This is a genomic window from Geodermatophilus sp. SYSU D00684 (assembly GCF_054050455.1).
On sequence record NZ_JBJGZI010000054.1, the window covers coordinates 1 to 8,041 of the forward strand.

Annotated in this window: 10 protein-coding genes and 2 tRNA genes; 4 read left to right on the forward strand and 8 right to left on the reverse strand. The window is 75.7% G+C overall.

What is annotated here, in order from left to right; translation table 11 throughout:
• Nucleotides 1–45: 45 nt before the first annotated feature.
• Nucleotides 46–696, reverse strand: a complete 651-nt coding sequence (locus ACI79L_RS23740) for an aminodeoxychorismate/anthranilate synthase component II (RefSeq protein ID WP_456939160.1) — start codon at nucleotides 694–696, stop codon at nucleotides 46–48.
• Between the two features lie 25 nt (nucleotides 697–721).
• Entirely contained in the window at nucleotides 722–1,486 is a 765-nt protein-coding gene (locus ACI79L_RS23745; protein ID WP_456939161.1) for a DUF881 domain-containing protein, read from the reverse strand.
• A gap of 138 nt (nucleotides 1,487–1,624) precedes the next feature.
• On the opposite strand from ACI79L_RS23745, the gene crgA reads away from it, so the two are divergent.
• Complete coding sequence (crgA, locus tag ACI79L_RS23750) at nucleotides 1,625–1,897, forward strand: cell division protein CrgA (RefSeq protein ID WP_456939162.1); 273 nt, start codon at nucleotides 1,625–1,627, stop codon at nucleotides 1,895–1,897.
• 467 nt (nucleotides 1,898–2,364) lie between these two features.
• The gene (locus ACI79L_RS23755) at nucleotides 2,365–2,775 is read left to right on the forward strand and encodes a PH domain-containing protein (protein WP_456939163.1); all 411 of its coding nucleotides are present in this window, start codon (nucleotides 2,365–2,367) and stop codon (nucleotides 2,773–2,775) included.
• Nucleotides 2,776–2,791: 16 nt separating this feature from the next.
• On the opposite strand, the gene ACI79L_RS23760 is transcribed toward ACI79L_RS23755, so the two are convergent.
• Nucleotides 2,792–3,559, reverse strand: a complete 768-nt coding sequence (locus tag ACI79L_RS23760) for a rhomboid family intramembrane serine protease (protein WP_456939164.1) — start codon at nucleotides 3,557–3,559, stop codon at nucleotides 2,792–2,794.
• A gap of 128 nt (nucleotides 3,560–3,687) precedes the next feature.
• The gene (locus ACI79L_RS23765; protein ID WP_456927734.1) at nucleotides 3,688–4,221 is read right to left on the reverse strand and encodes a peptidylprolyl isomerase; all 534 of its coding nucleotides are present in this window, start codon (nucleotides 4,219–4,221) and stop codon (nucleotides 3,688–3,690) included.
• 167 nt (nucleotides 4,222–4,388) lie between these two features.
• On the opposite strand from ACI79L_RS23765, the gene ACI79L_RS23770 reads away from it, so the two are divergent.
• Nucleotides 4,389–4,667, forward strand: coding sequence for a hypothetical protein (locus tag ACI79L_RS23770; protein WP_456939165.1), 279 nt, complete (start codon nucleotides 4,389–4,391; stop codon nucleotides 4,665–4,667).
• Nucleotides 4,668–4,752: 85 nt separating this feature from the next.
• Nucleotides 4,753–6,669 (forward strand): winged helix-turn-helix domain-containing protein, encoded by a 1,917-nt coding sequence (locus ACI79L_RS23775; RefSeq protein ID WP_456939166.1) that lies wholly within the window; start codon nucleotides 4,753–4,755, stop codon nucleotides 6,667–6,669.
• A gap of 26 nt (nucleotides 6,670–6,695) precedes the next feature.
• On the opposite strand, the gene ACI79L_RS23780 is transcribed toward ACI79L_RS23775, so the two are convergent.
• The 4 genes from ACI79L_RS23780 to ACI79L_RS23795 form a co-directional block, all read right to left on the reverse strand.
• Nucleotides 6,696–6,768: transfer RNA gene (locus ACI79L_RS23780), tRNA-Ala, on the reverse strand.
• A 40-nt stretch (nucleotides 6,769–6,808) separates the two neighbouring features.
• Complete coding sequence (locus tag ACI79L_RS23785; RefSeq protein WP_456927731.1) at nucleotides 6,809–6,958, reverse strand: DLW-39 family protein; 150 nt, start codon at nucleotides 6,956–6,958, stop codon at nucleotides 6,809–6,811.
• Nucleotides 6,959–7,032: 74 nt separating this feature from the next.
• Nucleotides 7,033–7,106: transfer RNA gene (locus ACI79L_RS23790), tRNA-Ile, on the reverse strand.
• A gap of 57 nt (nucleotides 7,107–7,163) precedes the next feature.
• Complete coding sequence (locus tag ACI79L_RS23795) at nucleotides 7,164–7,769, reverse strand: DUF3566 domain-containing protein (RefSeq protein WP_456939167.1); 606 nt, start codon at nucleotides 7,767–7,769, stop codon at nucleotides 7,164–7,166.
• Nucleotides 7,770–8,041 lie beyond the last annotated feature (272 nt).

Consider the following 8,041-nt stretch of genomic DNA (forward strand, 5'->3'; position numbering starts at 1 on the left):
AGGGGCCCCTCCCGGTCGGGAGGGGCCCCTCTCTCGTCCCGGGGGCTACACGGCGGCGGCGGAGAGGCGGCGGGCGCCCGCGGCGGCGGCCTCGACGACGGCCGGGTCCGGCGCCAGGCCGCACGCGGCCAGCCAGGTGGCCAGCATCCGGTGGCCGCCCTCGGTGAGCACCGACTCGGGGTGGAACTGCACGCCCTCGACGGGCAGCTCCCGGTGCCGCAGCGCCATCACGATGCCCGACTCCGTCGTGCCGGTCACCTCGAGCTCGTCGGGCACGGTGGCCCGGTCCACGGCCAGCGAGTGGTAGCGCGTCGCGGTGAAGGGCGAGGGCAGCCCGGCCAGCACGCCGACGCCGTCGTGCACGACCTCGCTGGTCTTGCCGTGCAGCAGCTCCGGCGCGCGGACGACCTCGGCGCCGAAGGCCTCGGCGATCGCCTGGTGGCCCAGGCACACGCCCAGCACCGGCGTCCCGGCCTCGGCGGCGGCCCGCACCATGGGGACGGTCACGCCGGCGTCGGCGGGCGTGCCCGGGCCGGGGGACAGCAGCACACCGGCGACGTCGAGGTCGGGCAGCTCGTCGACGGTGACGGCGTCGTTGCGCCGGACGACGCACCGCACGCCGAGCTGGCCGAGGTACTGGACCAGGTTGTAGACGAAGCTGTCGAAGTTGTCGACGACGAGGACGGGCCTGCTCACGCTCCTTGTGTACAGCAGCGCCCGCTCAGCCGTCAGCGGCTGTGGCGTGTGCCATGTCCAGCGAGCCGGTGTAGGCCGGCACCGTGACCTCCGGCCGGTCGCGCACGGCGAAGGTCAGCCCGAAGTCCTCGACCGCCTGCTCGAACACCGCCACCTGCGGGGAGGCGGCCAGCTGCGCGCGGACGGCGGCGGGGTCGCCGACCGCCGTGACGACGAACGGCGGCGACCAGGTCCGCCCGTGGAGCAGCAGCACGTTGCCGACGCAGCGGACGGCGCTGGTGGCGATCAGCCGCTGGTCCATGATCGCCACGCCGTCGGCGCCGGCCGCCCAGACGGCGTTGACGACCGCCTGCACGTCGGACTGGTGGATGACGACGTCGTCGGGGCGGGCGCCCGTCGGCAGGCTGCCGTCGGGCCGGCGCGGGGCGTCGTCGAGGGTGATCTCCACACCCCGGCCGCGGAGGGCGACCAGGCCCGCCGACAGGGCGCCGGCGTCGCCGGCCGCCTGGGCCGAGGCGACGGCGCCGTCGCGGGAGGCCGCCTGGTCGGTGAGCGCCTCGGTCCGGCGCTGCAGCGCGGCCAGCTGCTCCTGCTGGCCGGCGATGACCTCGTTGCGCTGGGCGATGAGCTCGGACAGCTCGGTGACGTCGCCGGCGCGCAGGTCCGAGCCCTCCGCGGTCTGGCTGGAGGTGGCGAACAGCAGCCCCGCCGCGAGCGCCACCACGGGCACCAGGGCGCCCCAGGCCGACCGGCGGCGGGCGGGGCCCACCGGCGGCTCGGAGGCGGTCACGGGGGCTCCTGGGGGGACGGGAGGGGGAGGCACGCCGTCGGGCGCGGCCGTGCGGGTCCCCTCGGAGCTTAGGCTGGGAGGAGATCGTGCCGGTCGCGACGGACCGGCACCCCAGCGAGTCAGCAGGAGACGGTCCGAGTGCCCAAGTCCAAGGTCCGCAAGAAGTCGGTCTACACGCCGCCCGAGGGCGTGCTGCAGTCGCGCGCGGCCAACGCACGGGCCGTCCAGCCGAGCCCGCGCTGGTACGCGCCGGTCATGGTCGGGCTCATGGTGCTCGGCCTGCTGTGGATCGTCGTCTACTACGTGGCCGGCGACCAGATCCCGTTCATGGTGTCGCTGGGGGCGTGGAACTTCGCCATCGGCTTCGGCGCCATGGTGGTCGGCCTGATCATGTCCATGCGCTGGCGCTAGCCCCTACCCCCTCACGAGAGGCCCCCGTCCCGGTCCCGGGACGGGGGCCTCTCGTGTACACGGGGCCCGTCCGGCGGTGGACACCGGGGGTGTGGACCGCTGTGCATCCACCACCGGTGGATCCACAGGTCGACATGACGCCCTACCCCCAGGGTTGTCCACCGCATGTGGAGAACGCCTGTTCGACTGCACCGCGCTGACCTGCGCTTTCGCTACTGGTGAGGCGCGTGTGACGAGAAGGGCAGCCGAGTAACTACAGGTCTGTGCTTTGTCCCCAGCTGTGTACCCAGCTGTGGATGTGTCGACATGACCGCAGCACCGGGACGGTCACCGAGCGCGAGCACGGCACTGCGGTCGAGGAGTCGACACGCGGGCCGAACAGGGCAGATCCCCACCTGCGGACGGGCGTCCCCACCCCTCCGGGCCTGTGGACGAACTCGCCACGGGTGTCCTGGGAGGCTGGGGACGTGCAGTGGTCGGCGCGGACGGCGGAGACGGTCACGCTCGGGCTCGGCGGGCTGCTGCTGGCGCTGGCCGCCCTGGGGCTCGACGCGGCGGGACGGGTGCTGGTCGGCGCCGCCGGCGTGCTGCTGGTGGGCGCGGCGCTGCGCGACGTCGTCCTGCGGCCGCGGCTGACGGTGGACGACGCCGGCGTCGTCGTGCGGACGCTGACCGGGCGCACCCGGCTGCCGTGGCCGGGCCTGCGGGTGCGGCTGCGGACGACGCGGCGGCTGGGGGTGCGCTCGCGGCTGCTGGAGCTGGACACCGCCGCGACGGACCCCGACGACGCGGGCACCCTCGTGCTGCTGGGCCGCCGGGACCTGGGGACGGACCCGGCGGCCGTGGCGCAGGCGCTGGAGGGGCGGCGGCCCGCCTGAGGGGCGGGACGGCCCGCTACAGGGCGAGGACGGCCAGCGGCACCGGCACGGCGAGGGCGAGGGTCACCAGGACCGCGGCCAGCGCCCCGAGCGACAGCGCCTGCACCGCCGTCCGCCGGCGGGTGAGGACGAGCAGCCCGGTGGCGAGCGCGCCGGCGACCAGGCCGCCGAGGTGGCCCAGCAGCGAGACGCCGGGCAGGAAGCTGATGACCACGTTGATGGCCAGCAGGGTGAGCAGGCCGCGCAGGTCCTGCCGGGCGACCAGCAGCAGCACGCCCAGGGACCCCAGGAGGCCGTACAGGGCCGCCGACGCCCCGGCCACGGGCCGGGCCGGGTCGCCGAACAGCTGGATGGCCACGGCGCCACCCAGGGCGGAGAGCAGGTACACGGCGAGGTAGCGCCACCAGCCCAGGCGGCCCTCGAGCTCGGGGCCGAACACCAGCAGGCTGAGCATGTTGAGCAGCAGGTGGGTGATCCCGATGTGCAGGAACGCCCCGGTGAGCAGCCGCCAGTCCTGGCCGAAGACGTCGACGAGGACCGGGACCTGCGAGAACTCCTCGAACACCGGCGAGCGCCAGTTGTCCAGCGGGCTCTGGCCGGCCGACGCCGCCGACACGGCCGTGATCACGAAGACGACGACGTTGACCGCGACCAGCGAGACGGTGACGGGGCCGAACCGGCGGCGGGCGCCGGACCAAGGGGAGGCCGGCCGGGGACGGCGGACCCCGGCGGAACCGGCCCGGACGTCGTCGGGGCACTGGAAGCCGACCGAGGCCGGTGTCATGCACTCCGGGCAGATCGGCCGGTCACAGCGCGCGCACCGGACGCCGGTCGGCCGGTCCGGGTGGCGGTAGCAGGTGGCCGACGGGGGCGCCGGCGGCCGGCCGGCGCCCCCGTCGTCGGAACCGGTGGTCAGCTGCGCTGCACCTCGACCGACTGGATGACGACGTCCTCGACGGGGCGGTCGTTGCGGCCGGTGCGGACCTTGGCGATGCGGTCCACGACCTCGCGGCTGCTCTGGTCGGCGACCTCGCCGAAGATCGTGTGCTTGCGGTTGAGGTGCGGCGTCGGGCTGACGGTGATGAAGAACTGCGAGCCGTTGGTGCCGGGCCCGGCGTTGGCCATGGCCAGCAGGTACGGCCGGTCGAAGCTGAGCTCGGGGTGGAACTCGTCGCCGAACTGGTAGCCCGGGCCGCCGAAGCCCTGACCCAGCGGGTCGCCGCCCTGGATCATGAAGCCGTCGATGATCCGGTGGAAGACCGTCCCGTCGTACAGCGGGTCGGTGCTCTTCTGCCGGGTCGCCGGGTGCGTCCACTCGCGGCGGCCCTCGGCCAGGTCCGCGAAGTTCGCGACCGTCTTCGGCGCGTGGTCGGGGAACAGGTCGACGGTGATGTCGCCGTGGTTGGTGTGGAGCACGGCACGGCGTGCGGGGGTCGATTCGGTCACGCCGCCCACTCTCCCACTGCTCCGCCGCCCCCGAGCACGGGGAGCGGGCCTCACCGGAGCCTCGTCGAACCCTCTTCGACGGCGCCCGCCGGCGGGCCACCCTGCTCCCCTGGCGCACGAGAGGAGACGGCGGCGGGATCTCCGGGATCGCCGCCGACGACAACGGGATGTTCCTCACCGGGGTGTTCCTCACCGACGACCCGCCGCGAGGTGGGGCACCGCCGCGGCTCGACGTCACCGGCGTCGACACCGCCCGTCCCGTCGCGCCGGAGATCGGCCAGACCTTCCTCGTCGGGGACGGGCGCGACCTCCGGGTCACCGCCCCGGACGGGGCCACCCGGCTCTTCCTCGGCTTCGCCGACGCGCACTACTACCAGGGCCCGCCCGGCTGGTACGACAACAACGACGGGTCCCTCTCGGTCACCGTGGAGGTCGTCCCGGAGTGACCCGGGGCCCGAGTGACCCGGGGAACCGGCGGCCGGGGGACGTCGGTCCCTTGCCGCCCCCTCTCCCGGCGGCCAGTCTCGGGGCGTGCGCGCGGCCACGCGGCCCGGCGCCGCTCCGCTGCTGGGGCGCGGACCCGAGGTCACGCTCCTGCTCGACCACCTGCGCCGCGGCGGCACCACGCACGTGCACGGCCTGCCCGGCATCGGCAAGTCGGCCCTGCTGCACGCCTTCGCGGGCCTCGCGGCGGACGCGGGCGCGACCGTCGTGGCGCTGGACTGCCGGACCGTGGAGCCGACCGAACGCGGGCTGCTGGGCGCCCTCGGCGGCCACCCCACCGTGGAGGCGCTCGTCGCCGCCCTGGAGGGGCCCGAGCCGCCGGTCGTGCTGGTCCTGGACCAGTACGAGCACTTCCGGCTCATGGACACCTGGCTGCGCCGGACCCTCGCGCCCGCGCTCCCGGCCGGCACCCTCCTGGTCCTCGGCAGCCGTGAGCGTCCGGTGCCGGCCTGGTACGGCGTGCCCGGCTTCCGCACCGTCCCGCTCGCCCCGCTGTCCGACGCCGACGCGGGCCTGCTGCTGGCCGAGCACGGCGTGGCCGCGACGGAGGCGGACCGGCTCAACCGCGTCGCCCGCGGGCACCCGCTGGCGCTGGTCCTGGCGACGGCCGGCGTCGCGGAGAACCCGCAGCTCGGGCTGGAGGACGCGGCGATGTCCCGCGTCGTCGAGGAGCTGACCCGGCTGTACTTCGAGGACATCGCCGACCCGCTGACGCGGCGGGCGCTCGAGGCGGCCTCGGTCCTGCGCCGGGCCACGGAGTCCCTGCTCGACGCCGTCCTGGACGGCGACGGCGCCGTCGCGATGGAGCGCCTGCTCGCGCTCCCCTTCGTCGTGGCCGGCCGGGACGGCGCGGTCGTGCACGAGGCGGTCCGCGACGCCGTGGCCGGGCACCTGCGCACCGCCGACCCGGTGCGCCACCGCGAGTACCGGCGCGCGGCGTGGCGGCGGCTGCGCGACGAGATGCGGTCGGCGGCGCCCGCTGAGCTGTGGCGCTACACCGCGGACGTCCTCTACCTGCTCGACAACCCGGTCGTGCGGACCGCGTTCTTCCCCGCCGACGCGCAGCAGCCGGCCGTGGAGCCCGCGAGCACCCTCGACGAGGACGCGGTCCGGGCGATCACGCGCCGGCACGAGGGCCCCGAGGGCGCCCGGCTGCTGGACCGGTGGTGGGTCACGACGCCGTCGGCGTTCTCCGTCTCCCGGGACCGCGACGGCGGCGTGGCGGCTTTCTCCGTGCTGCTCGACGACGCCCGTATCCGGCACTCCCCCGTCGCCGACGACCCCGTCGTCCGGTCCTGGGCCCGGCACCTGGACAGCCACCCGCTGGGGCGCCGTGAGGTCGCGCTGGGACTGCGCCGGTGGCTGGACCGGGAGCGCGGCGAGGCCCCGGGGACGACGCAGGCGGCGTGCTGGCTGGACGTGAAGCGGACCTACATGGCGCTGCGCCCGGCGCTGCGGCAGATGTTCGTCGTCGTCCAGGACGTCCCGGCCTACTGGCCCGTCGTCCGGGAGCTGGGCTTCCGCCCGCTCCCCGGTCCCCCGGTCGTGCTCGACGGCCGGCCGTTCACGAGCGTGGTGCTCGACTTCGGGCGGCGCTCGGTCGACGGCTGGCTGGTCGAGCTGCTGGCGAGGGAGCTCGGGGTGGCCGACGAGCCGGCCCTCGACGCCGACGCCCACGAGCTGGTGGTCGGTGGGCGGCGGGTCGCGCTCACACCGCTGGAGTTCGGCCTCCTGCGGTGCCTGCGCGACCGGGAGGGCCGCACGGTGAGCCGGCCGGAGCTGCTGCGGGAGGTCTGGGACACCGAGTACGCCGGCGGCAGCAACGTCGTGGACGCCGTCGTGCGGACCCTGCGGGCCAAGCTGGGGCCGGGGGCCCCGGCCGTCGAGGCCGTGCGGGGGCGGGGGTACCGGCTGCGGGAGGACTGGCGCTCACAGCTGGCCTGAGCGGCGGACGCACCGGCGTCCTGCGGTGGAGACGAGGGGAATCGAACCCCTAACCCCCGCCTTGCAAAGGCGGTGCTCTGCCAATTGAGCTACGTCCCCGGGGGCGCTGTCCCCGGGAGCTCCGCGCGGGAGCCCGGGTTCAGCGGGTGGTGGGGCGGCTGACCGACTGCGGGCCGTTGGTGGCCTCGTGCCAGAGGTCGGCCTCGGCCTTGCCGCTGCCGGACGAGCGCCGGCGGACGGCGGCGACGGCGCCGGCCGCGACGGCGGCCAGGGCCAGCTTCTTCAGCACGCGGTACCTCCTGGGTACGACGGCGGCCACGGACGGGGCCTCGCTGTCGCGGTGCCGGGGCACCGGTTCACGGGTGGGCCTGGGAGGACTTGAACCTCCGGCCTCATCCTTATCAGGGATGCGCTCTAACCGCCTGAGCTACAGGCCCGTGGACCTCGACCAGCGTACAGGGGCCGCGGACGGCCCCTGTACGCGGGTCCCTCGTCTAGTCGCGCTCGGCGAGCGTGACCTCGAGGCCGCCGACCAGGTCGGCGCAGAGGTTGTAGATGAACGCCGCGACGGTGCACAGCGCGGTCATCAGCACGATGTTGATCGCGCCGATGACGGCCGCCCCGCCGAAGACGATGCCCGGGGTGATGACGTCGCCGCCGCCCTCGCCGCTCGGCGACGTGCCGAGCTGGCCGAACAGGTCGTTGAGGGTGTCGAAGACGCCGAGCCCGGACAGGACCCCGTAGAGGATCCCGACCGCGACCATCCAGATGAAGAACATCGCGATCGACAGGACCAGCGAGATCTTCAGCGCCGACCAGGTGTCGACGTGCCGCAGCTGCAGCCGGGCGCGCCGCGGACCGCGGTTGCCGCGGTTCTTGGCCTGCTTACTGGCCTGCTGCTGGGCGGCGGGCGGCTGCTGGGGCGCCCGGGCCGCCGCCGGCGGGGCGGCCACCGCGGCCGGCGGCACCGCCTGGGTGGCGCTCACCGGCCCCGGCATCGTCGCGTCGGCCGGACGGGGAGCCTGCGGCGGCGGCGCGACCGGGGGCACCTGCTGGGCGGGCGCCTGGCCGGTGGCCGGCTTGGCCAGTGACGGGGCCACCCCCGCCGGGGTGGCCCCGGCCGGGGTCGCCCCGGACGGAGCGGGCGTCTGGCCGGTCGCGGGCGCCGAGCCCGTCGCCGGGGCTCCGTCCGCTCCGGCTGCGCTCTCCGGGCGGACCCCGGTGCGCACCGCCTGCGGCCGGTCGCTCATGCCGTTCTCCCGTTCGCCTGCGGCCCTCGCCGCGCTCTCGCGCCCGGGCGGTCCGGGGTGGTGCCGGATGGGCCCCGGCGGCGCTCGTGTTCGTGAGGGGGTACCGGGGGGGGGGGGGGGGG

Excerpts from the sequence above, each read along its gene's own strand:
- ACI79L_RS23760 (WP_456939164.1), bottom strand. The coding sequence starts at position 3,559 with ATGACACCGGCCTCGGTCGGCTTCCAGTGCCCCGACGACGTCCGGGCC.
- ACI79L_RS23770 (WP_456939165.1), top strand. The coding sequence starts at position 4,389 with ATGTTCCTCACCGGGGTGTTCCTCACCGACGACCCGCCGCGAGGTGGG.